The organism is Campylobacter sp. 110, from assembly GCF_002383965.1.
Lineage (GTDB): Bacteria > Campylobacterota > Campylobacteria > Campylobacterales > Campylobacteraceae > Campylobacter_D > Campylobacter_D coli.
In genome coordinates, this window is the sequence record NZ_NXBD01000051.1 from 20,901 (window position 1) to 43,530 (window position 22,630).

24 protein-coding genes are annotated in these 22,630 nt (G+C 30.5%); 16 read left to right on the forward strand and 8 right to left on the reverse strand.

The window, feature by feature from the left end; all coding sequences use genetic code 11:
- Positions 1-341 precede the first annotated feature (341 nt).
- A complete protein-coding gene (locus BGS43_RS07885; protein ID WP_096569364.1) occupies positions 342-2,453 on the forward strand; it encodes a carbon starvation CstA family protein in 2,112 nt (703 codons plus the stop codon).
- The gene (kcuS, locus tag BGS43_RS07890; RefSeq protein ID WP_057032653.1) at positions 2,434-2,631 is read left to right on the forward strand and encodes a KCU-star family selenoprotein; all 198 of its coding nucleotides are present in this window, start codon (positions 2,434-2,436) and stop codon (positions 2,629-2,631) included. Before BGS43_RS07885 ends, kcuS begins: the two co-directional genes overlap by 20 nt.
- Positions 2,632-2,675: 44 nt before the next feature.
- On the opposite strand, the gene BGS43_RS07895 is transcribed toward kcuS, so the two are convergent.
- Positions 2,676-3,089, reverse strand: a complete 414-nt coding sequence (locus tag BGS43_RS07895) for an acyl-CoA thioesterase (protein ID WP_002794495.1) — start codon at positions 3,087-3,089, stop codon at positions 2,676-2,678.
- A 64-nt stretch (positions 3,090-3,153) separates the two neighbouring features.
- On the opposite strand from BGS43_RS07895, the gene ciaB reads away from it, so the two are divergent.
- From ciaB to cysK, 3 genes are all read left to right on the forward strand, one after another.
- Positions 3,154-4,995 carry an invasion protein CiaB gene (gene ciaB / locus BGS43_RS07900; protein WP_096569367.1) on the forward strand — a complete coding sequence of 614 codons (1,842 nt, stop codon included), beginning with the start codon at positions 3,154-3,156 and terminating at the stop codon, positions 4,993-4,995.
- 76 nt (positions 4,996-5,071) lie between these two features.
- Positions 5,072-5,362 carry an HU family DNA-binding protein gene (locus BGS43_RS07905; RefSeq protein WP_002779597.1) on the forward strand — a complete coding sequence of 97 codons (291 nt, stop codon included), beginning with the start codon at positions 5,072-5,074 and terminating at the stop codon, positions 5,360-5,362.
- 127 nt (positions 5,363-5,489) lie between these two features.
- Positions 5,490-6,389, forward strand: coding sequence for a cysteine synthase A (gene cysK / locus BGS43_RS07910; protein WP_002794491.1), 900 nt, complete (start codon positions 5,490-5,492; stop codon positions 6,387-6,389).
- A 5-nt stretch (positions 6,390-6,394) separates the two neighbouring features.
- Here cysK and BGS43_RS07915 read toward each other — a convergent pair whose 3' ends face one another.
- The 4 genes from BGS43_RS07915 to BGS43_RS07930 form a co-directional block, all read right to left on the reverse strand.
- Positions 6,395-6,949, reverse strand: a complete 555-nt coding sequence (locus BGS43_RS07915; RefSeq protein ID WP_002779595.1) for an SCO family protein — start codon at positions 6,947-6,949, stop codon at positions 6,395-6,397.
- A complete protein-coding gene (locus BGS43_RS07920; RefSeq protein ID WP_002826175.1) occupies positions 6,946-7,398 on the reverse strand; it encodes a hypothetical protein in 453 nt (150 codons plus the stop codon). The genes BGS43_RS07915 and BGS43_RS07920 overlap by 4 nt, the downstream gene beginning before the upstream one ends.
- A 3-nt stretch (positions 7,399-7,401) precedes the next feature.
- Positions 7,402-7,818, reverse strand: a complete 417-nt coding sequence (locus BGS43_RS07925) for a copper chaperone PCu(A)C (RefSeq protein WP_002779593.1) — start codon at positions 7,816-7,818, stop codon at positions 7,402-7,404.
- A gap of 100 nt (positions 7,819-7,918) precedes the next feature.
- On the reverse strand, positions 7,919-8,224 hold the full coding sequence (locus BGS43_RS07930; RefSeq protein WP_031269383.1) for a hypothetical protein: 306 nt from the start codon (positions 8,222-8,224) through the stop codon (positions 7,919-7,921).
- A gap of 332 nt (positions 8,225-8,556) precedes the next feature.
- Here BGS43_RS07930 and BGS43_RS07935 point away from each other — a divergent pair, with 332 nt between their 5' ends.
- The 4 genes from BGS43_RS07935 to BGS43_RS07950 all read left to right on the forward strand — a co-directional run bounded on the left by BGS43_RS07935 (position 8,557) and on the right by BGS43_RS07950 (position 12,583).
- Positions 8,557-9,534: a L,D-transpeptidase family protein gene (locus tag BGS43_RS07935; RefSeq protein ID WP_002779591.1), complete on the forward strand. Its 978-nt coding sequence runs from the start codon at positions 8,557-8,559 to the stop codon at positions 9,532-9,534.
- Positions 9,534-10,523, forward strand: a complete 990-nt coding sequence (locus tag BGS43_RS07940; RefSeq protein WP_002826174.1) for an alanine racemase — start codon at positions 9,534-9,536, stop codon at positions 10,521-10,523. The genes BGS43_RS07935 and BGS43_RS07940 overlap by 1 nt, the downstream gene beginning before the upstream one ends.
- 2 nt (positions 10,524-10,525) lie before the next feature.
- A complete protein-coding gene (locus tag BGS43_RS07945; protein WP_025398957.1) occupies positions 10,526-10,993 on the forward strand; it encodes a tRNA (cytidine(34)-2'-O)-methyltransferase in 468 nt (155 codons plus the stop codon).
- Between the two features lie 201 nt (positions 10,994-11,194).
- On the forward strand, positions 11,195-12,583 hold the full coding sequence (locus tag BGS43_RS07950; RefSeq protein ID WP_257841458.1) for an alanine/glycine:cation symporter family protein: 1,389 nt from the start codon (positions 11,195-11,197) through the stop codon (positions 12,581-12,583).
- A gap of 27 nt (positions 12,584-12,610) precedes the next feature.
- Here the strand turns inward: BGS43_RS07950 and BGS43_RS07955 are convergent, their stop codons facing one another.
- Together BGS43_RS07955 and BGS43_RS07960 are read right to left on the reverse strand one after the other, a co-directional pair.
- On the reverse strand, positions 12,611-13,339 hold the full coding sequence (locus BGS43_RS07955; protein ID WP_002826171.1) for an amino acid ABC transporter ATP-binding protein: 729 nt from the start codon (positions 13,337-13,339) through the stop codon (positions 12,611-12,613).
- Positions 13,332-14,075 carry an amino acid ABC transporter permease gene (locus tag BGS43_RS07960; protein WP_002826170.1) on the reverse strand — a complete coding sequence of 248 codons (744 nt, stop codon included), beginning with the start codon at positions 14,073-14,075 and terminating at the stop codon, positions 13,332-13,334. Before BGS43_RS07960 ends, BGS43_RS07955 begins: the two co-directional genes overlap by 8 nt.
- 110 nt (positions 14,076-14,185) lie before the next feature.
- Here BGS43_RS07960 and BGS43_RS09890 point away from each other — a divergent pair, with 110 nt between their 5' ends.
- The gene (locus tag BGS43_RS09890) at positions 14,186-14,323 is read left to right on the forward strand and encodes a hypothetical protein (protein ID WP_002776989.1); all 138 of its coding nucleotides are present in this window, start codon (positions 14,186-14,188) and stop codon (positions 14,321-14,323) included.
- Positions 14,320-14,889, forward strand: coding sequence for a DJ-1 family glyoxalase III (locus BGS43_RS07970; protein WP_002776988.1), 570 nt, complete (start codon positions 14,320-14,322; stop codon positions 14,887-14,889). Before BGS43_RS09890 ends, BGS43_RS07970 begins: the two co-directional genes overlap by 4 nt.
- Positions 14,890-14,927: 38 nt before the next feature.
- Here the strand turns inward: BGS43_RS07970 and BGS43_RS07975 are convergent, their stop codons facing one another.
- A complete protein-coding gene (locus BGS43_RS07975; RefSeq protein ID WP_002826169.1) occupies positions 14,928-15,293 on the reverse strand; it encodes a histidine triad nucleotide-binding protein in 366 nt (121 codons plus the stop codon).
- A gap of 120 nt (positions 15,294-15,413) precedes the next feature.
- Here BGS43_RS07975 and pheS point away from each other — a divergent pair, with 120 nt between their 5' ends.
- From pheS to BGS43_RS08000, 5 genes are all read left to right on the forward strand, one after another.
- Positions 15,414-16,406, forward strand: a complete 993-nt coding sequence (gene pheS, locus BGS43_RS07980; RefSeq protein WP_096569370.1) for a phenylalanine--tRNA ligase subunit alpha — start codon at positions 15,414-15,416, stop codon at positions 16,404-16,406.
- Entirely contained in the window at positions 16,403-18,724 is a 2,322-nt protein-coding gene (gene pheT, locus BGS43_RS07985; RefSeq protein ID WP_096569374.1) for a phenylalanine--tRNA ligase subunit beta, read from the forward strand. Before pheS ends, pheT begins: the two co-directional genes overlap by 4 nt.
- A complete protein-coding gene (aroA, locus tag BGS43_RS07990; RefSeq protein WP_002826167.1) occupies positions 18,721-20,001 on the forward strand; it encodes a 3-phosphoshikimate 1-carboxyvinyltransferase in 1,281 nt (426 codons plus the stop codon). Before pheT ends, aroA begins: the two co-directional genes overlap by 4 nt.
- Positions 19,991-20,821 (forward strand): 4-hydroxy-3-methylbut-2-enyl diphosphate reductase, encoded by an 831-nt coding sequence (locus BGS43_RS07995; protein WP_002781744.1) that lies wholly within the window; start codon positions 19,991-19,993, stop codon positions 20,819-20,821. Before aroA ends, BGS43_RS07995 begins: the two co-directional genes overlap by 11 nt.
- Before the next feature lie 138 nt (positions 20,822-20,959).
- Positions 20,960-22,630 carry a 30S ribosomal protein S1 gene (locus BGS43_RS08000; RefSeq protein ID WP_025398954.1) on the forward strand — a complete coding sequence of 557 codons (1,671 nt, stop codon included), beginning with the start codon at positions 20,960-20,962 and terminating at the stop codon, positions 22,628-22,630.

The following is a 22,630-nucleotide window of genomic DNA, read 5'->3' on the forward strand; positions in this document are numbered from 1 at the left end:
GAACTATCTCTTTGATAGTTCTATGATTTTTTTGACTTTTACTAATGACAAAAAATATTTGATAGTGTATCTTTAAATATAATAACGGCTTAAAAAATAAAAGCAAACTTTTAACAAAATAAAGCAATATTCTATAAATATTTTTAACTTTAATAAAACTTGTCTTAAAAATAGTCATAAAAAATAATACAAGATTGCATGTTTATTTTTTTTGAAAATGTCACTTAAAGAAACAAAAAGAATATTTTTTTATACGATGTAAAAAAACTAAACAAACATTTTATTAAATTTATTTATAAATTTGGTATCCTTTGAAATATTTTTATTATTTTAGGAGAACTATGGCTCGTTTTGGAACTAAAATTTTATGGTTGTTTGTCGCAGCTTTAGGTGCTATTTGTTTTGCTCATTTAGCTTTACAAAATGGCGAGAGTGTATCAGCAATTTATCTAGTAGTTGCTGCTGTGTGTATCTATATGATAGGATATAGATTTTATGGACGCTTTGTAGCGTATAAGGTTTTAGAACTTGACAAAAATCGTGCTACACCTGCAGTTTTAGAAAATGATGGACGCGATTTTGTTCCTACAAATAGAACAGTTTTATTTGGACATCATTTTGCTGCTATTGCAGGTGCTGGTCCTTTAGTGGGTCCTATTTTGGCTGCTCAGATGGGATATTTACCTTCTATGCTTTGGATTTTAGTGGGAGGTGTTTTAGCAGGTGCGGTTCATGACTTTGTTGTGCTTTTTATATCCACTCGTAGAAGAGGTAGAAGTTTAGGCGAAATTATCAAAGATGAAATGGGTAAATTTACCGGTGGTGTTGCAATGGTAGCAATTTTTGGTATCATGCTTATTATCATCGCTATTTTAGCTATGGTAGTTGTAAAAGCTCTCGCAGAGTCACCTTGGGGATTATTTACCATTGCAATGACTATTCCTATAGCAATTTTTATGGGAGTATATATGCGCTTTATTCGCCCAGGTAGAGTAGGTGAGGCTTCGATTATAGGTTTTGTGCTTTTAATCTTAGCAATTCATTATGGTAGTGTTATAGCTTCTGATCCTTATTGGGCGAAAATATTCACATTAGAAGCTCCAACTTTGGCAATTATTATGATGGCTTATGGCTTTATCGCAGCTGTTTTACCTGTATGGTTTTTATTGGCTCCAAGAGATTATCTTTCTACTTTCTTAAAGATTGGTGTTATTGTTGTAATGGCTGTAGCTATTATTATCGTTGCACCTGATTTGCAAATGCCAAAAACCAATGCTCAGTATTTTGATGGAACAGGTCCTGTATTTGCGGGTGCTATTTTTCCATTTTTGTTTATAACCATTGCTTGTGGTGCTATTAGTGGTTTTCATGCTCTTATTTCAAGTGGAACTACTCCAAAAATGCTTGAAAATGAAACTCATGCTTTGCCTGTTGGATATGGCTCTATGCTTGCAGAAAGTGCTGTAGCAATTATGGCTTTAATTTGTGCTTGTATTTTACATCCTGGACTTTATTTTGCTATAAATTCAAGTTCTGCTTTAATAGGATCTGATGTTGCAAGTGCGGCACAAGCTATTTCAAGTTGGGGATTTAGTATCACTCCTGAAGAAATTTCTACTTTAACTGCAAATATAGGAGAATACACTATACTTTCTAGAACAGGCGGGGCTCCAACTTTTGCTATAGGTGTAGCTTTAATTTTACATGAGCTTTTTGGTGGTATTGATCTAATGGCTTTTTGGTATCATTTTGCTATATTGTTTGAAGCTTTATTTATCTTAACAGCTGTGGATGCTGGAACTAGAGCTTGCCGTTTTATGGTGCAAGATATCTTAGGTAATGTCTATAAACCTTTGGGAAATATTCATAATTATCCAGCTGGACTTTTAGCAACTGCATTGAGTGTTGCAGGATGGGGATATTTTCTTTATCAGGGTGCGATTGATCCCAAAGGCGGTATTTATACCCTTTGGCCTCTCTTTGGTGTAAGCAATCAAATGCTTGCAGGTATGGCTTTACTTCTTGCTACAACCATACTTGTAAAAATGGGCAAGGCAAAATACACTTGGGTAACTTTAATTCCTGCTACATTTGTTTTGGTAGCAACCCTATATGGAGGAATACAAAAAGTTATGCCTTACGAAGAAGGAAATAAAGTAGGAAATGCTGTAAGCCATGTGGCAGCAGTTACTATACAAAGTCAAAAAATTAAAGATTTAGAATTGAAATTAAACAATGCCAAAGATGAAAATGAAATTGCAGCAATTGAAAAAGAAATTTCTGTAGCTACTCAAAGTAAGATCGGAAATTTAATCAATGCCATTCTTTGTGTGTTTTTCATGTTGGCCACATTGCTTGTCATACTCTCTTGCATAGGAATTTGCCTAGGTAAGATTAAAATTCCACTAAAAGAAACCAAATATATTAAACTTGATGAATTTCAAAAAGTTTAAACACTACTATGAAAAAACCGAAAGGTTTTTTCATCCCTTAGTGGGACTTTCGAGTTATGATAAGTATTTAGAACACATGAAACACAAACATCCTGAAAAAACCCCAAAAACTAGAGGAGAATTTTTCAAGGAATGTTTAGATAAAAAATATAACAGCGGCGGTTTAAATAAATGCTGATAAGCTTAAAAGGATAAAGTTTTTATCATACAAAAAATTAAGCTTTAAGTATTTGCAAATCCATGAATTTTCTTTAATTCTTCACTAATAGGCTTTTTCTTTCCTTCTCTTGTAACGCTAACATAAGTAACTAAGGCAGAGGTTACGTTTATGCAAGAAGTACAGCCTTGTGAATCCACTCTTTGAGCACTAACTTCTACTTCTACACCTATAGAAGTCTTTCCTACGCTAACAATCTTAGAATAGCAAGAAATTATATCACCTATAAAAACAGGCTCTTTAAAAACTACCTTATCCATAGATATAGTTACGACGCGTTCAGGAGAAAGTTCTCTGGCTGCTATTGCGCCTGCTAAATCAATTTGTGAAAGTATCCATCCACCAAAAATATTACCTGCGGGATTGGTATCACTTGGCATTGCAACAATTTTTAATTTTGGTTCTCCCATATCTCTCATTTTTTACTCCTTATTTTAAAAAATGAATTATAATTCAATAAAGTTAAAAAAGGAGAATAAAAGTATGAATAATTTCAAAGAATTAGCAAAACTTGTAAAAAATCGTAAAGAAAATATCAATCTTTTTTATGATCTTTTAGATTCTGAGCAATGGGGCGAGTATTTTGAGAGACTTTTAACTCTTAGTGAGTTGAAAAGAGATAAAACAACTCTTTTGGCTATATTAAGACGCTTAGTAGATCTTAAAGAGGAAAATTTGATACAGGAGTGGAAAAAAAATAATTTCAAAGAAGAAAAAATTACCAAGCTTAAGCATAAATTCTATGAAGAGATAAGAAAATTTTATGAAAAAGAGCATCAAGAGCTAATCCATGAGATCAAAGAAAGAAAAATCGTAAATGATTTTTATCAAGTTCTTATCCAAGAAGTGCATAATATAGGCTTAGTTATCAATGCTTTTGAAGTTTCTTGGACTAAAGAGATTATAGAAAAAAACAATAAAATTTTAGCAACTCAATTTCCAAATTTAGACGATGCGATGGAATTTTTACGAAAAAATCAACTCTATCAAACAACTCCAAAGGGTGATATTTGCGAAAGAAGCTATGGTGTTTTGGTAAGAATAGGAAATATGTGGAAATTTGTTCCTTATGCAAGATTTTTTGAAGATGAAATTTTAAAACTTGAATTTGCTTTTGATGATATGATTGATAAATTAAAACAAATAGCTAAAAATGAAGATGAGCTAGCTTATATAGAGTATTTTCAAAAGCTAAAACTAGCTTTTTGTGAAAAGGAAGAAGAAAAGGTTATAGGAGCGTGGCAAGAGGCTGAATTTGCATGGATGAAAGTCAAATCTCCATTACAAGTAGGTCATCCTTTAGAATACTATGAAGATAATTACACTCATGCTGTAGCTTTAGAGTGGGATATAAGAATAGAAGATGAGAGTGATTTTGATGCCTTGAAATTTTCAAAAGATATCAAGCAAAGCTTTATGCGCGTATATGAAAATATCGGAATTCAAGATGAGCAACTTAAAAATGAAGCTTTGCATAATATTGATAAAACACAGCTTTATGTTTGCGCACCGATGATTTATTATGGAGCTGAGCTTAAGGGTTTGTTTTCTGCGCAAGTTGTTCCTAATGATGAATTTGTAAGTTCTATTGCAGGCAAAAAAATCTTTGCTTTTTTAAATTTTGTCTATGAAAATGCTAAAACAAAACCTTTTATGAGAATTGCTAGTGAAATTTTTAATAAAGATTTTTTGGATTATGGAAGAGATATTTTATTTTTCAAAGAAAAAATTTGGAAAAGAGTTTATGAGGTTTCTACTATAGGACATGAATTTGGTCATATATTTTTTATCGCTAAAGACAGTGAAAAACTTATGAATCAAAGTGGTTTTTTTAAAAATATCGAAGAATATAAGGCAACAAGTGGCGGACTTGTTAATTTCTTTTATCATGAACAAGAGGATTTGAAATTACCTGTTTTTCATGAACTTATTAAAAGAGCTGTATCTTTGATAGCTTGGCAAAGAGTTGAAGAGGTTAAGCCTTATTATACAGAAGGACTTATTCATTTATCACTATTATTTCAAAGTGGAGTTTTGAAATTTAAAAACAATAGATTAAATGTTAATTTTAATCTGGAATATTATGAAAATTTTAAAGATGCAACTTTAAAAAATTATCATGATTTAGCTAAACATTATGCTTTAAAGCTTGATGCTAAAGAATTTTTAAATCGTTTTTGTGCTTTAGAAAACGATATTTTTATGCCTCTTTATCCAGAATGCAAAGAATTTGTTCAATTCTACTATGATCTATATGAAAAAATAGGCAATGAAATTGACAATAGTGGGGAATTTGAGCGCTATAAAATGCAAAAAAAATCCTAAAAAACATGTTTTTACTTGATATTGTTTTCTAAATATGCTAGAATTAGGCGTTTCAATATAAAACAAAGGAGCTTTTATGACTAAAGCAGATTTCATTTCTCAAGTTGCTCAAACTGCTGGGCTAACAAAAAAAGATGCTACTGCTGCTACTGATGCAGTTATTTCTACTATCACTGATGTATTGGCTAAAGGTGATAGCGTTAGCTTTATAGGTTTTGGTACTTTCTCAACAGCCGAAAGAGCCGCAAGAGAAGCAAGAGTGCCAAGCACTGGTAAAACCATTAAGGTTCCTGCAACAAGAGTTGCTAAATTTAAAGTGGGTAAAAACCTTAAAGACGCTGTTGCAAAAGCTAAAAAGAAAAAATAATATTAAGGCTAGAAATTTTTCTAGCCCTGCTTAAATAAAAAATTTAAATTAATCCGACAATTTATATCCTTTATTTACTTTATTTTTATAAACTTACTTGAAACTAAATTTTTGAAAGGTTGGTTTTATGAGAGTTTATAAAAAAGTAAATGAACTTATAGGCAATACTCCTATAATACAATTAGAGAAATTTGGTGCAAATCTTTTTGCTAAATGCGAATTTTTAAATCCAAGCCATTCAATTAAAGATAGAGCAGCTTTTGCAATGATCCAAAGCGCTTTAGATGAGGGCAAAATCGATTCTAAGACTGTTATAGTCGAAGCTACAAGCGGAAATACAGGTATTGCATTAGCAATGATTTGTGCAGATTTAGGACTTCAATTTGTTGCCACTATGCCAGAATCTATGAGTATAGAAAGACGCAAAATGATAACTCTTTTTGGAGCACAACTTGAACTAACTCCTGCAAGTTTAGGTATGAAAGGTGCAGTGGATAAAGCTAATGAAATTTTAAAAAATACCCCAAATTCTTTTATGCCATCGCAGTTTGACAATTTGGCCAATAAAAATGCACACCGCAGAACTACTGCCTTAGAAATATTAAAAGATTTGGATAATGATCTTGATATTTTTGTAGCGGGTTTTGGAACAGGTGGAACTATCAGTGGAGTTGGTGAAATTTTAAAAGAAAAATTAGGAAAAATTCATGTCGTTGCTGTAGAACCTTTAGCCTCTCCGCTACTTAGTAAGGGTGAAGCTGGAAGTCATAAGATACAAGGTATAGGTGCAAATTTTATCCCTGCTATCTTAAATAAAGATGTTATAGATGAAATCATCACAGTTAGCAATGAAGATGCTATAAATACAGCTAAAGAGCTCGCTAAAAACGGTCTTATGGTAGGAATTTCAAGTGGTGCAAATGTGTTTGCAGCAAGTGTTTTGGCTAAAAAATTTCCAGATAAAAAAATTCTTACTATGCTAAATGATACAGCTGAAAGATATCTTTCAACCGATCTTTTTGCTTAAAAATTTTATTTAGAGCTTAGAAAATTTTTAAGCTCTTTTGCAACTTCTTCAGGATTCAAATCTCTAATGATCTTTTGTAGCTTTCCGTTTTCATCGATGAGAAAAATTTCGCTACTATGCGCAACGGAATATTTCATCACAGAATCATTGATATCTATTTTTTGATATTGAACTCCATAATTTTTAGCCACTTTCTTTAAAACGCTATCATTTTTTGCAATAAGAGCGTCCGCATTGGGATAAAAATATCTTAACCATTCGTTAGTTGAAGTTAAATTACCATCTCTAGAAATATCTAAAGAAATAAAAAGAACATGAGCTTTTGGATCTTTAAGGGCTTTTAAATTTTTACCGATTAAAGAGAGAGTAGAGGGGCAAATATCAGGACAAAAAGTATAACCAAAATAAACTATAAGTTTCTTGCCCTTAAAATCCTCTAAAGTAGTTTGCTCTTTAAAGGCAGATCTTAGATTAAAGTCGTATTGGTTTTTATTTATCAAACAAAAAGCTAGTATACCCATCGCAACAAAGGCGACTGCAAATAAAAAAACCTTTTTCATCTTTTTAGATCAAAATCAAAATGAAAACCTATAGGTTTATCATCTTCAAAAACTTCAGCTCTAAAACGCATAACTTCAAGAACACATGCAGCCAAAACCAATCTTGACTCATAATCTGTTTCATTTATTTTAGTAACTCTAGGCATTATATCTCCCATAAACATATTTAAGCCATAAATTTTAATTTTTAAATTTTTATAATTTCCTAAATTTTTAATTTTTAAATTGGTGATTTCTAAGGATTGGAGAGGTTTTGGATCCATAGAAATCAAAACCTCTCTATCCTTAAAACTATAAGTGCAATTTTCGATATTTAAATCACAGCTTAGAGGTGATAAAACATCAGTTTGACTTAAAGTCGTTCTATCTTTTAAAACATAAAAATCAAATATGATATAAAGAATTAAAAGAGATAGGCCTGAGGCCAAAATAAAAAATATTTTTTTCATTATCTATAACTTTTTTGATCCTATGTCACGAACTTCTAAACTTTGATTATTGTCAAAAGTTAAAGTCAAATTTGCTTTAGTATTTTCATCAATAGCTTGATTAAGCTTAAAAAGCATAATATGATAACTTCCAGGTTTTAACTCGGTACTAGAATGTGCTTTAACAGGTATCTCAGGAATTTGTATCATAGCTTTCATACCATGTTTATGTTCATGAGTGTGTAATTCGCTCACTTGATTGATATCAGTTTTTGCATCTATTAAAGAGATGTCCTTATCGGTATTGTTAACAATGGTAAGAAATATAGCACTATTAACAGCATTAGGTGGAGTTTGTTTAATAAATGCATCTTTGATTTCTATATCTTTAGCATAAAGACTTAATGCAAGCAAAGCGCTTAAAGTGATAATTTTTTTCATATTTTATCCTTATTATTTTAGTATTAAATAATTATTAATTATATCAAAACAAAAGAAAATAATCAATTATTTTTTTAAAAAATGAATTTTTTTATTAAATTTAATTTTGAGGCAAGATTGCACTATTGTATATTTTTTGCAAAGTAACATCAAAATCAAAGAAAAAGCCTGTGGGTTTATCATTGTTTAAAAACTCAACCCTAAAGCGAGAATCATCTGTAACGCTTTTTCCTGTAAAATTTATAATAATTGAATCTTTTGTGTTTGTAAATTGTGGGATAATGTTTCCTATATATGAGTTTAAACTATAAATTTTAATTTTTAAATTTGGATCAAAGGGAAAATTACTTACTTTAATGGCGGTATTTTTAAAGATTTTTATAGGTTTAGGATAAGCAGATACCAAAATTTGTTTTCCTTTAAACAAAAAGGTGCAATCTTGAGAATTTAAATCACATTTTAATAGAAGGCAGGTATTGAGTTTAAACACATTATCTTTTTTTTATCATATAAAATATAAAAGGTTAATGAAAATATAATCAGAAATATTGCTGCTATAAAAAAATTTTTCATGATAATAAAACAATGCCTTTAAAATTGATTTTTTCGTGATTTGGGATATTCTACAATTATAGCATAATAAAATTTAATATAATTAATATTTTTTAAGAAAAAAAATAATATAATCACAGACGTTTTTGTCAAAAAATATTATAAATACAGTTTTAAGGAAAAGCATTGCTTAAAAAGATTTTAGCATTTTACTTCATATGCATTTCAGCTCTTGGGGCTTCTGATTTGGTAAAAATTTATTTAAATCAGGGTTTAGATGCTGTAGGTGTAGCAATTGAAAAAGAATTAACAAATAAAGATTTTTGGTTAGATGAAATAGGCGATAGAAATATCTCTTTAGGATATTACGATGATGATGTTGCTATTGTGCTTACAAATAAGACAGATAAAATTCTCCGTGTTTATTCTTATAGTGATGGGAAGATTAAACAAGACTTTGAACAAAAAGCTATCATTACAGGACTTATGGGGGATAAACAAGTTGAGGGGGATTTAAAAACTCCAGTAGGCTTTTATGAACTTGGACGCAAATTTAATCCAGGGGATCCTTATTATGGTCCTTTTGCATTTGCAACAACTTATCCTAATTTACTTGATAAAGTTCAAGGCAAAACAGGCGGAGGGATTTGGATACATGGCTATCCTTTAGATGGAACAAGATTGGATGAATTTAAAACGCGTGGTTGCATAGCCTTATTTAATGAAAATCTTGAAGAATTTGCAAAAGTAGTACAAGATAAAAAAGTATTTGCTATGACAGAGGAAAAAGAAAAAGTAAGAGCCAAAAAAGAAGATATAGCTGCTTTACTTGCAGATCTTTTTGCTTGGAAGCTAGCTTGGACAGATAGCGATATAAATACTTATTTAAATTTCTACGATGAGAAACAATTTAAGCGTTTTGATAAAATGAAATTTGAACAATTTGCTTCTATGAAAAAGTCTATTTTTTCTAGAAAAGAAGACAAAAAGATTAAATTTTCAGATATAAATATCAGCCCTTATCCGAATGTAGAAAATGAGACTATGTATAGAATTTCATTTTATGAGGATTATTATACTAAAAACTATCAATTTAAAGGGGATAAAATCTTATATGTTAAAATTGATAGCAAGGGAAAAATGAAAATCTTAGCAGAACAATAATGTCTTTAATTAAAATCAATCAAAAAGCTTATGAAAGCAATTTAAAAATTATAGCTGAAAAAATAGGTAGCTTTTCAAGATTGATTTGTGTTTTTAAAGATAATGCTTATGGACATGGAGCAAAAATTTTAGCTCCGATTGCTAGGACTTTGGGCGTTAATTTTATAGCAGTTAAAAATGAAAAAGAAGCTTATGAGCTCGAAGATTTTTTTGATAATATTTTAATTCTTTCTCACCATCCACATGGCAAAGAAAATTCTAAATTTATTTATGCTCTAAATGATATAGATAAAATCAATGCTTATCAAAACGATACAAGAATACATCTTAAAATAGACACAGGAATGCATCGCAATGGAGTTTGCGTTGAGGATTTAAATGAAGCTTTGTTAAAAATCAAATGTTCTGCATTGAAGCTAGAGGGTATATTTACACATTTTGCAGGTGCAGATGAAATGGATGCAAGTTTTTTTATTCAAAGGGAAAAATTTTCTAAAGCTAAAGATATTGCTAAACAAATTTATAAAAATTTGATATTTCACTCGCATAATTCCGCGGCTTTATTTAGAGCTGTAAAAATACCCGAAGATGAGCTTTGTAGAACAGGCTTAGCGCAATTTGGTTATGGTGATGAAAGTCTAAAAAAAGTTTTAAGTTTATATGCTCATAGATTAAGTCATAGAGAATTACAAATAGGTCAAAGTGTAGGTTATGGTGGAGCTTTTAGTGCGACAGAAAAAATCAAAATAGCTACCTATGATTTGGGTTATGCAGATGGTTTGTTTCGTTATGATGGCAAGGGAGATTTATTGCTAGCCAATAAACAAAAAATTTTAGGTAAAATTTCAATGGATAGTTTTTCTTGTCAAGATTTTGGAAAGGAAATATGTGTGTTTGATAATGCAGATGTTTGGGCAGATTTTTTCAATACTATCAATTATGAAATTTTAGTAAAACTCCATCCTGATATCCCAAGAGTATTGGTGTAAATATGTTTAATATTGTTTTAGTTCATCCTAGAATTCCTCAAAATACTGGCAGTATAGGTAGAATGTGTTTTAATGCGGGTTTTAAATTACATATTATCAAACCCATAGTTTTTGATATTTCTCAAAAAGCAGTGCGTAGAGCAGGGCTTGATTATTGGGAAAAGCTTGAGCCTGTAATTTGGGAAAGTTTAGATATCTTTCTTGAACACAATCTCATTTACAAAGATCGTTTTTTCTTTGCGACAACAAAAAGTAATAAATTTTATTTTCAAGCCAAATTTCAAGAAAATGATTTTTTATTTTTTGGTAGCGAGAGCTATGGTTTACCGATGGAATTAATGCAGCTTAACTGGGATAATGCCATTACAATCCCTATGAAAGCTTGTGGTAGAAGTTTAAATTTGGCCACAAGTGTCGGCATTGTTTCTTATGAAGCCTTGCGTCAAAATTTTGATCGTTTTAGTTTATAATCTTACTTAACTTTATATTTTTTTACATATTTTGTAAATTATCAATATTTTTTCATAAAAAATATGCTAAAGTTGTAGCGAATTTTACTTTTTTAAAGGAGAAATATGGGTGAGCAAAATTTAACTTTAAACCCCTCAGTTCCATTCGATGAAAAGATATTAAAAATTCTCGAATATGTTCTGCCATATACTGATACTATAATGGTAGTTTTACTTATAATCTGCGGAATTTACTATAGTTTCTTAACTAGATTTGTACAATTTCGCATGTTAAAATCCGTTTTTAAAATTCTAACTGAAAGAAATGAAAATCATACCAAAGAGCACATATCTCCTTTTCAAGCTTTGATGATATCAACAGCTTCTAGGATAGGTATAGGAAATATTGCAGGCATCTCTATCGCGATCGCTGCAGGAGGAGCGGGTGCTTTATTTTGGATGTGGTTTATGGCGTTTTTTGGTGGCGCTTCAGCTTTTGCAGAAAGCACTTTAGCACAAATTTACAAGTCTAAAGATAATACAGGAGGATTTAAAGGTGGTCCTGCTTATTATATAAAAAAAGCTTTAGGTTCTCATTTTTTTGGAGCTTTTTTTGCTTTTATTCTTATTATTACTTATGCTTATGGATTTAACGGACTTCAAAGTCAAACTATGACTTCGGCTTTTAAAGTTTATTATGATATGTTTAATCCTAATGCTACAACAGATTTTGCTTCAAGTTCTTGGCCTATGATTATTGGTATTATTTTAACCCTTTTTGGAATTTGGATGTTTTTTTCACATCATACAAAAATAGGTAAAGTAAGCTCTTTAATCGTTCCTTTTATGGCATTAGCTTATATCTTACTTGCCTTTATAGCTGTTTTGATTAATTTTGAAAAAATTCCTTCTGTAATAGTGCTTATATTTGAAAGTGCTTTTGATTTTAAAGCGATTTTGGGTGGATTTGCTGGTTCTGCTTTGGTTATAGGAATTAAAAGAGGACTCTTTTCAAATGAGGCGGGTATGGGTTCTGCTCCAAATGCTGCTGCTGCTGCTCTTACAAGTCACCCTGCAAAACAAGGTATTATACAAGCGTTTTCGGTTTTGATTGATGTTATTGTTTGTACAAGTTCAGGATTTTTGGTTCTTTTTTCTATGGCATATTTTAATGTTGGAGCCGATGGAAAACCTCTTTTAACCGCAATGCCTTTAGTACAAGAAGCAATGCGTGAATATTATGGCGGTTTTGGAGTCCATTTTATCACTATAGCTATTGTTTTATTTGCTATCACTTCTTTGATAGGGAATTACTATTATGCTCAAGCTAATGTTAAATATTTAACAAATTCCAAACTTGTAATGAATTTGTTTAGAATTACAGCTGTGGCTATGATTTTTATAGGCTCGCAAATGAATTTAAAACTTGCTTGGAATTTGGCTGATTTGACTATGGCTTTCATGGCAACGACAAATATTATATCTTTATTGCTTTTAGGTGGTATAGTAAATAAAGTTTTAAAAGATTTTAATACGCAACAAAAATCTGGTATAGATCCTAAATTTAATGCTAGCAAACTTGGAATTAAAAACGCTGAATGTTGGGATTAAAATTCATAAGCCTTAGTGGCTTATGAATTAGTGATTTAAAACCTTATTTAAAAATTCTTTCAGTCTTTCATTTTTTGGATTTTCAAATACTTCTTTAGGGCTTGCATCCACTGCAAGTTCTCCTTTATCCATGAAAAAAATGCGATTAGCGACATTTCTGGCAAAACCCATTTCATGAGTAACTACTATCATAGTAAGCCCTTCAGCGGCCAAATCCTTCATGATACTTAAAACTTCTCCTATCATTTCAGGATCAAGTGCTGAAGTAGGCTCATCAAATAAAATTACATCAGGATTCATCATCAAACTTCTTGCTATGGCAATGCGTTGCTTTTGTCCGCCTGAAAGTTTGTGCGGCATTACCTCTTTTTTATCAGATAATCCTACTTTTTTAAGTAAAATTTCAGCTTTATTTATAGCTTCATCTTCGCTTAAGATTCCTGTTTTTACTGGGGCTAAGCATAAGTTTTGCAATACATTTTTATTGGCAAAAAGATTAAAATGTTGAAATACCATACTGACTTTTTGACGAATTTTATTGATATCAGTTTGTTCATCTAAGATATTGCGTCCTTTGATAAGAATTTCTCCTCTGTCTGCAAGTTCTAAGCGGTTAATACAACGCAAAAAAGTACTTTTTCCACCCCCACTTGGACCTATGATGGATATAATATCGCCTTTGGAAATTTTGGTGCTGATATTTTTAATAACTTCTAAATTTCCATATTTTTTATTTAAATTTTTAATCTCAATCATTTTTGCTCATCCTTAACTCAAGTTTTTTAGCAAAATAACTAAAAATTTTTACACTTACATAATACACAAGTCCTGTAAAAATAAGAGGTTTTGGATTGTATAATACCGCTTGAAGGCTTTGGCTTTGCATAGTAATATCAATAACGCTTATAAATCCAACCACGGAAGTTTCTTTAAACAAAGAAATAAATTCATTAGCCAAAGCGGGTAAAATGTTTTTGGTCGCTTGTGGCAATATAATTTCTTTCATTGAAGTTTTATAATCAAGCCCCATAGCGCGTGCTGCTTCCATTTGTCCTTTATCGACACTATTAATCCCGCTTCTTACGATTTCTGCTATATAAGCAGAGCTATTAAGCCCTAGGGCAAACATTGCTGCATAAAGATTATCAATAAAAGTAAAAATTACAAAAGCAAAAATCATAAGTTGTAATATTACAGGGGTTCCTCTTATGATATCAATATATTCATCTATGATAAAATTTAAAACTTTAATTTTAGAAAAGCGCAAGATAGCGAGACTAAAACCAACAACTACACCAATAATTGCCGAGCAAGCAGTAAGTAAAAGAGTGATAAAATAACTTTTTATGTAAGCTTGCGCATTTGGAGTATATCCGTAATTTATAGCCCCATCCGCTTCTTTAATTTGTAAAATTTCAATAGGAAAAGAAAAATATCCCCAAAAAAGAATGATGGCGAAAAATACAAATATTCTTATATTTTTTTGATTCAAATCTTAACCTTTATTCAAAAATTTTTAACTTAAATTCTATAAAATTATCGTTTGATTTTTCTTTAAATATTTGTAATAATATGATAGAATTTTAAAAAAGGTTTTGCGATATGATAGTTTTAGATTTTATTTTAATCGTAGCTTTTGTGCTTTTTATGATATTTTTGATAGTGGGATTTAATTATCAAATGAATGAAAAAGCTAAAATTCGGGAAGAAAAATTTAAAAATAAGGAGAGAAAAAAATGAGTAAAAAAGTATTGATTCCTTTGGCTCAAGGATTTGAAGAAGCTGAGTTTATAGGTATAGCAGATGTATTAAAAAGAGCTGCGGAATTAAGTGGGAATTTGGAAGTTATTATCGCTTCTTTGGATAATGAACTTTTAGTAAAAGGTGCAAATGGGATCAGCATAAAAGCGGATTGTTCTTTAGAAGCTGTAGATACTAAAAATCTCGATGCAATAGCCTTAGCGGGTGGTTTTGATGGTATGAATAATCTTAAAAATTCAAATGAAATTTTAAGTATTATTAAAAAATTACACAGTGAAGGTAAGATTGTTTCTGCAATTTGTGCTTCTCCTATAGTATTAAATGCTGCTGGAGTTTTAGAGGGTGAATTTACTTGCTATCCAAGTTGCGAAACAGGTCTTCAAGGAAATAGAGTGAATAAAGCTGTAGTTGTAAATAAAAATGTTATTACAAGTGCAGGTCCTGCAACGGCTATTTTATTTGGATTAGAGCTTGCAAAGCAACTATGCGGTGATGAAATTTATAATTCATTATATGAAGGTTTGCTTATTCCTTTAACAAAATAAGCATTTTGTTATGATAGTGTAAAAAACACTATCATAAATTAAAATAAAGCTTGAGGATTTTCATTCTCATCTTTTTCTTTAGGAAGTCTAAAGCCGCCTAGCATATGAAAATGTAGATGAAAAACTTCTTGACCGCTGTTTATGCCACAATTTGTTACCAAGCGATATCCACTTTTATCCACTCCTAAAAGTACAGCCAATTCTTGTATAAAACTTGTCATTTTTTCCATAAGCTTAGGATCAAATTCTTGAAAATCTTTAAAATGTTTTTTCGGGATAATAAGTATATGAATGGGCGCCTTAGGAGCTATATCATGAAAAGCTAAAAAATCATTATTTTCAAGTACTTTATTGCAAGGAATTTTTCCTTCAACAATGAGTTCAAAAACAGTTTTTTCTTTCATTATTTATCCTTCTTTAGTGTTAATTTTATACAATTATATCTTTAAACTTTAGTTTTTATGCTGAATTTAAAATAGTTTTTAATAAAATTAAAACTAAAAATAACTTATTAAGGTAGAAAATTGCAAAATTTTATCGAACAAATTCAAGAATGTAAAAATTTAAATGACTTAGAGGCTCTTCGAGTTGCTGTCCTTGGAAAAAAAGGTATCTTAACAGAGAGTTTTGCAAAACTAAAAGATTTAGCGGGTGAAGAAAAGAAAGAATTTGCAGCTAAATTAAATTCTCAAAAAGATGCTTTTAATGAGGCTTATTTATCAAAATTTAAAATTTTGGAAAATCTTGCTTTAGAAGAAAAAATGAAGCAAGATGCTCTTGATTTTAACTATTTTGATGAAAGTCCTACAAATGGTGCTTTACATCCTGTTATGAGTACTATGGATAGAATTATAGAGTATTTTGTAAATTTAAATTTTAGCATAGAAAAAGGTCCTTTAATAGAAGATGATTTTCATAATTTTGAAGCTTTAAATTTACCAAAATCTCATCCGGCAAGAGATATGCAAGATACTTTTTATTTTGACGATAAAAGACTTTTAAGAACTCAAACTTCTCCTGTGCAGATTCGAACCATGCTTGCACAAAAACCACCCATTAGAATGATAGCTCCAGGAGCAGTTTTTAGAAGAGATTTTGATATCACCCATACTCCTATGTTTCATCAAGTAGAAGGGCTTGTAGTAGAAGAAGGGCAAAGAGTAAGTTTTGTAAATTTAAAAAGTATTTTAGAGGACTTTTTGCGTTATATGTTTGGAGATGTAAAAGTGCGTTTTCGTCCTAGTTTTTTCCCATTTACAGAACCATCAGCAGAAGTTGATATTTCGTGTGTATTTTGCAAGGGTTGTGGATGTAGGGTTTGTAAGCAAACGGGTTGGCTTGAGGTTTTAGGATGCGGGGTTGTAGATCCTAATGTATTTAATTTTGTAGGTTATAAAGATGTAAGTGGCTATGCTTTTGGTCTTGGTGTAGAACGCTTTGCAATGCTTTTACATCAAATTCCTGATCTAAGATCTTTATTTGAAGGTGATTTAAGACTATTGGAGCAATTTAGATGATAATTACTAAAAGTTGGTTAAGTGATTGGTTAGATTTTGAAGATAAAAGTTTAGATGATATAGCTCATACATTAAATTCTATAGGTATAGAAGTAGATAAAATTTGCACCTTAAAAGTGCCGGATAAAATCGTAGTGGGTTTTGTCAAAGAAAAAGTAAAGCATGAAAATTCTGACAAATTAAACATTTGTCAAGTTGATGTTGGAAATGAAATCTTGCAAATAGTTTGCGGAGCCCAAAATGTCGCACAAGGGCAATTTGTCGCAGTGGCCTTAAAAGGTGCTTTAATGCCAAATGGTATGGAGATCAAAGAGGCTAAATTACGAGGAGTAGATTCTTGCGGTATGCTTTGTTCTAGCACAGAATTAGGCTTTGAAAAAATCAATGATGGCATTATGCTTTTAGACGATAGTATAGGCAAATTAGAGCTTGGAAAAGCTTTAAATTCCTATGAAATTTTTAATGATGGTTTGATCGAAGTTGAATTAACTCCAAATAGGGGAGATTGTCTTAGTATTTATGGTATAGCACGCGATTTAGCAGTGGCTTTGAATTTAAACTTAAAAGAAAAACCACCTTTTAAAGAAGGGGAAAATGTTTTAGGCATAGGTCGTATTTTACGCTTGAGTGCTGAAAAAGAATTAAACAGTCTTTATAATTACAGAGCTATAGAATTAAAAGAAAAAATTCAAACCAATCTACTCATTAGTTTAAGATTGGCACAAATAGAAAATTTTGGAAAAAACCCTATAGAAAATTTATTAAATTACGCAACACACTCTACAGGTGTACTCTTTAATGCTTATGATCTCAATTCTTTTTATAAGGAAAATGAAGAATTTACTTTTAGCTTAGTCAAAGAAACACGGGGTGAGACTAAAATTTCTTACCAAGATGAACTTCTTAGTGTAAGCGGAATTTACCAAGAAGAAAAATTTAAATGCAAAGAAGATTCTAAGATAATCATCATCGAGGCAAATTATACTGATCCAATGATTATTGCAGATGCAAAAATGGCTTATAAAAAGCAAGATGAGCAAACTATTTATAGAAGTTTTAGAGGAAGTGAGCCTAAATTGAATTTAGGTATGGATTTTTTATTGAGCGTTTTAGAAAAAAATCCAAATTTGATTATTTATAGCTCCTCACAACAAATTATAACAAATAAGGAATTGTCTAACATAGCAATCAGTATTGAAAGCATTAATAAGACTATAGGTCAAGAAATCGATAAGGATGAAGTTTTAAAAATTCTTAAAAAACTAGGTTTTGAACTTATAATTTCCGCTGATGGACTTGTTAATGTTAAAGCCCCTATGCATCGCCCTGATATAAAAAATCTAGCTGATATTTGTGAAGAAGTAGTGCGTATTATAGGTATTGATAATATCGCTTCAAAAGGTTTGGAATTTGTAGAAAAAAATCGTTTAAATTCCACTTATAAAAATTATAAAGAGCTAGTAGAACTTAGAAAAAAAGCGGTAGCTAACGGATATTTTGAAAGTTTGCATTATGTTTTAGATAATGAAGAGGAGCTAAAATCTCTTGGTTTTAATCCTATAAAATTAAAACTTATCAATCCAATTACTGCAGAGTTAAACACTCTAAGAACAACGCTTTTAAACCATCTTTTAAACGCAGCAAGTTTAAATGCGAAAAATTCTAAAAAGATTATTAAGCTTTTTGAACTTGGAGTAGTTTTTGGAACTAATAATGAAGAACTCAATCATATAGCTTTTGTACATTCAGGCTATCAGGAAGAGCCTAAAATTTCGAATAAAGCAAAGCCTGAATTGGTAAATTTTTATGATTTTCTTTTAGATCTTAAAAATATCATAGGAGATTTTAAATTAAAAGCTTCAAAGCATGATATTTTAAGTCCTTACGAGCAAGCTGATATTTACTTAAAAGATTTAAAAATAGGTTTTGCAGGTCGCTTGCATTTAAAAATAGAAAACGAAAGAGATTTGCTAAAAACATATGTTTGCGAACTTGATTTAAATTTGATTAAACATCATTTTAAATTGGCTAAACCTTATTCTAAATTCCCAAGCATTAGCAGAGATCTTAGCATACTTATACCTAAGGGTTTTGAATATGAAAAAATTAAAAATTGCATAGAAGAATTAGATTTGGAAAATCTTGAAAATTTCCGCTTGATTGATTTATATAGCGACGCAAGTCTTGAAAATTCTTATAGTTTAACTCTTAAATTTGTTTTTAGAGATATGAATAAAACCTTAGAAGAGGCTCAAGTTGCAGAACATATGGATAAAATTTTACAAAGCTTTAAAGAAATGGGGCTTGAATTAAGATGAAAATAAATGCCTTAGAATCTTTTAATACTGAAATTTCTGATATAGCAGCAGATAAAAGCATATCTCATCGTTTTGCTATTTTTTCACTTTTAACCCAAAGTGAAAATAGGGCTAAAAATTATCTTTTAGCTGAAGATACTTTAAATACTCTGAAAATAATAGAAAATTTAGGAGCTAAAGTAAAGCGAGAAGGTTCTAGTGTAAGTATTATGCCGCCTAGTGAGATACTTTCTCCTAATTGTGTTTTAGAATGCGGAAATTCAGGCACTGCAATGCGCTTGATAATAGGATTTTTAGCGGGTGTTTCAGGCTTTTTTGTTTTAAGTGGCGATAAATATCTTAACAATCGCCCCATGAAAAGAATTTGTAAACCTTTAAGTGAAATTGGTGCAAAAATTTACGGCAGAGAACAAGCAAATTTAGCTCCACTTTGTATAGAGGGACAAAAACTAAAAGCTTTTGATTATAAAAGTGAAATTTCTTCAGCTCAAGTTAAAACAGCTATGATTTTATCTGCTTTTAGAGCGGATAAAACTTCCAAATTTAGCGAGATATCTTTAAGTAGAAATCATAGTGAAAACATGCTAAAAGCTATGAATGCACCTTTAAAAATCAGTGATGACAATTTAAGCCTTGAAATTTCTCCTTTAAATCAAGCTTTAAAAGCTCAAGATATTCTTATACCTAACGATCCTTCTTCGGCTTTTTATTTTGCTTTAGCTGCGATTATTTTACCTAATTCTAAAGTAGTTTTAAAAAATATTTTACTCAATCCTACACGTATTGAGGCTTATAAAATTTTGCAAAAAATGGGTGCAAAACTTGAAATAAAAATTACACAAAATGATTTTGAAACCATAGGCGAAATTCATGCAAGCTCAAGTGAGTTAAAAGCGGTAGAAGTTAAAGAAAATATAGCTTGGCTTATAGATGAAGCACCTGCTTTAGCTATAGCCTTTGCTCTAGCCAAGGGCAAATCTAAACTCATCAATGCTAAAGAACTTCGCGTAAAAGAAAGTGATAGAATCGCTGCAACGGTTGAAAATTTAAAACTTTGTGGAGTAAATGCTAAAGAACTTGAAGATGGTTTTGAAATCGAAGGCTCTCAAATCAAAAAAGCTAAAATAAAAAGCTATGGGGATCACCGTATTGCCATGAGTTTTGCGATTTTAGGCTTACTTTGCGGAATGGAGATTGATGAAAGTGAGTGTATTAAAACTTCTTTTCCTAACTTTATAGATATTCTTACAAAAATAGGAGCTAGGATTGATTATTGAATTGGCTAAAAATTATGGCTTTTGTTTTGGTGTAAAAAGAGCAATTAAAAAAGCTGAACAAATTAAAGATGCGGCAACCATAGGGCCGCTTATCCATAATAATGAAGAAATTGCTCGCTTGCAAAAGAATTTCAATGTTAAAACCTTAGAGAACATAAGAGCTTTAAGTGATGAAAAAAAAGCCATTATAAGAACACATGGAATTACTAAGCAAGATTTAGAAGAGCTTAAAAAGAAAGATATTGAAATTTTTGATGCAACTTGTCCTTTTGTAACCAAACCACAGCAAATTTGTGAACAAATGAGTGCAGAAGGCTATGATGTGGTAATTTTTGGCGATGAAAATCATCCTGAAGTTAAGGGTGTAAGAAGCTATGTAGCCACAAAAGCTTATGTAGTTTTAGATAAAAAAGATCTTGAAAATATTAAATTACCTAATAAAATAGCAGTTGTAAGTCAAACGACTAAAAAACCTGAACATTTTATGGAAATAGTTAATTTTTTAATTCTTAGGGTTAAAGAAGTAAGAGTTTTTAATACAATTTGTGACGCAACTTTTAAAAATCAAGATGCTATTAAAGAACTTTCTGTCAAAAGTGATGTAATGGTAGTTGTCGGAGGTAAAAATTCAGCCAATACCAAACAACTTTTTTTAATAGCTAAGGCAAACTGCGAAGATAGCTATTTGATCGAAACCGAAGAAGAATTGCAAAAAGAATGGTTTTTAAATAAAACACATTGCGGAATTAGCGCTGGAGCTAGTACGCCTGATTGGATTATTAAAAAAGTTATAGCCAAAATAGAATCGTTTAAGTGCTAAAATTGTGATATTTTATTTTTTCAAAAAGTAAATAAAACTACAATTTAAAAAAATTAATAAAAATTAAAATTCTTAACACTAATTAAAGAAAAATAAGGTAAAATCAGTCAAATTTTAATTTTTTTCAAAAGGACCATGATGAGCGAGGTGAACAAAAAAGTTCAAAACAGTTTAGAGGACTATCTTGAAGATGAAGACTTTGGGCAGCTTTTAGAAGCTTTTGACAAGTCAAGAGAAGAAACTATAACTGAAGGTGTAATCGTAGAGATTAAAAATGATGAAGTCTATGTAGATATAGGCAGAAAATCAGAAGGTATTTTAGCATTAAATGAAATTCAAGATGAAAATGCTAATTTGTTATTTAAAGTAGGTGATAGCATTAAAGTTACTGTTGTAGGCTCTCGTGGTGGTAGATCTTTACTTTCTCACAAAAAAGCTTTAAGAAAAGAAAAAGTTATCGATTTTATTCAAAATTATAAAGAAGATGATGAGTATATTTTTGAAGTAAAAGTAGTAGGAAAGAATAAAGGCGGACTTGTTGTTGTAAATGATGATGATGTAGAATTTTTCTTACCAAAATCACAATACGGCTTCAAAGAAAATAACAATCTTATAGGTAAAACTTTTAAGGTTAAAATCATCAAAGTTGATAAAGAAGAGCAAAGCATTATTGTATCTAGAAAGAAAACTTTAGATGATGAAAGAAAAAAACGCAAAGAACTTATTAATAACATCGCTCAGCAAGAAGGGCTTATCGAAGGTGTTGTAAAAAAAATTACAACTTATGGTATGTTTGTTGATGTGGGTGGTGTTGATGGACTTGTTCACTATAGTGAAATTTCATATAAAGGACCTGTAAATCCTAGTATTTTATACAAAGAAGGAGATAAAGTTCCTGTCAAAGTAGTAAAATATGACAAAGATCGCAAACATTTATCCCTTTCTATCAAAGCGGCTTTACCTGATCCTTGGGGAGAAATTAAAGACAGCTTAGAAGTGGGTGATACCATTAAGGTTATTGTTTCAAATATAGAGCCATATGGTGCTTTTGTTGATTTGGGTAACGATATAGAAGGATTTTTGCATATTAGCGAAATTTCTTGGGATAAAAATATAAAAAATCCAAAAGATTATATTAGCAAGGGTCAAGAAATCGATGTTGAAGTTATTGAAATCAATTCAGATGAAAGACGCTTAAGAGTATCTTTAAGAAATTTACTTTCTAAACCTTTTGACGAATTTATGAAAAATCACAAAATTGGTGATGTGATAGAAGGAGAAGTTGCTTCAACGACTTCTTTTGGTGCTTTTGTAAAAATTGGTTCTGTAGAGGGTCTTTTGCATAATGAAGATGCATCTTGGGACAGAAATGAAAAATGTAAAGATAAATTTAACAATGGTGATATTATCAAAGTTAAGATTATCAAAATTGACAAAGAGGGTCAAAAAATTTCTTTAAGCATTAAAGAACTTAGCGAATCACCTGTTCAAGAATATGCTAAAAATCATAAAGTAGGCGATATCGTTAAAGGAAAAATTAGAGATATCAAAGATTTTGGAGTATTTGTAGAACTCAATAAAAATGTAGATGCGCTTATTCATAAAGAAGATATTAGTGCTTCAACTCTTGAGAATTTAAAAATTGGTGATGAAATTGAAGCTGCAATTGCATTTATCGATGAAAAGAAAAACAGAATTCGCCTAAGTGTTAAGAATTTGGTTAGAATTAAAGAGCGAGAAGTATTAAATGAAATCAATAGCGACGATAAAGTAACTTTAGGTGATATCATTAAAGATCAGTTAGCTTAA

Excerpts from the sequence above, each read along its gene's own strand:
- BGS43_RS07885 (WP_096569364.1), top strand. The coding sequence starts at position 342 with ATGGCTCGTTTTGGAACTAAAATTTTATGGTTGTTTGTCGCAGCTTTA.
- kcuS (WP_057032653.1), top strand. The coding sequence starts at position 2,434 with ATGAATTTCAAAAAGTTTAAACACTACTATGAAAAAACCGAAAGGTTT.
- BGS43_RS07895 (WP_002794495.1), bottom strand. The coding sequence starts at position 3,089 with ATGAGAGATATGGGAGAACCAAAATTAAAAATTGTTGCAATGCCAAGT.
- ciaB (WP_096569367.1), top strand. The coding sequence starts at position 3,154 with ATGAATAATTTCAAAGAATTAGCAAAACTTGTAAAAAATCGTAAAGAA.
- BGS43_RS07905 (WP_002779597.1), top strand. The coding sequence starts at position 5,072 with ATGACTAAAGCAGATTTCATTTCTCAAGTTGCTCAAACTGCTGGGCTA.
- cysK (WP_002794491.1), top strand. The coding sequence starts at position 5,490 with ATGAGAGTTTATAAAAAAGTAAATGAACTTATAGGCAATACTCCTATA.
- BGS43_RS07915 (WP_002779595.1), bottom strand. The coding sequence starts at position 6,949 with ATGAAAAAGGTTTTTTTATTTGCAGTCGCCTTTGTTGCGATGGGTATA.
- BGS43_RS07920 (WP_002826175.1), bottom strand. The coding sequence starts at position 7,398 with ATGAAAAAAATATTTTTTATTTTGGCCTCAGGCCTATCTCTTTTAATT.
- BGS43_RS07925 (WP_002779593.1), bottom strand. The coding sequence starts at position 7,818 with ATGAAAAAAATTATCACTTTAAGCGCTTTGCTTGCATTAAGTCTTTAT.
- BGS43_RS07940 (WP_002826174.1), top strand. The coding sequence starts at position 9,534 with ATGTCTTTAATTAAAATCAATCAAAAAGCTTATGAAAGCAATTTAAAA.
- BGS43_RS07945 (WP_025398957.1), top strand. The coding sequence starts at position 10,526 with ATGTTTAATATTGTTTTAGTTCATCCTAGAATTCCTCAAAATACTGGC.
- BGS43_RS07950 (WP_257841458.1), top strand. The coding sequence starts at position 11,195 with ATGGTAGTTTTACTTATAATCTGCGGAATTTACTATAGTTTCTTAACT.
- BGS43_RS07955 (WP_002826171.1), bottom strand. The coding sequence starts at position 13,339 with ATGATTGAGATTAAAAATTTAAATAAAAAATATGGAAATTTAGAAGTT.
- BGS43_RS09890 (WP_002776989.1), top strand. The coding sequence starts at position 14,186 with ATGATAGTTTTAGATTTTATTTTAATCGTAGCTTTTGTGCTTTTTATG.
- BGS43_RS07970 (WP_002776988.1), top strand. The coding sequence starts at position 14,320 with ATGAGTAAAAAAGTATTGATTCCTTTGGCTCAAGGATTTGAAGAAGCT.
- BGS43_RS07975 (WP_002826169.1), bottom strand. The coding sequence starts at position 15,293 with ATGAAAGAAAAAACTGTTTTTGAACTCATTGTTGAAGGAAAAATTCCT.
- pheT (WP_096569374.1), top strand. The coding sequence starts at position 16,403 with ATGATAATTACTAAAAGTTGGTTAAGTGATTGGTTAGATTTTGAAGAT.
- aroA (WP_002826167.1), top strand. The coding sequence starts at position 18,721 with ATGAAAATAAATGCCTTAGAATCTTTTAATACTGAAATTTCTGATATA.
- BGS43_RS08000 (WP_025398954.1), top strand. The coding sequence starts at position 20,960 with ATGAGCGAGGTGAACAAAAAAGTTCAAAACAGTTTAGAGGACTATCTT.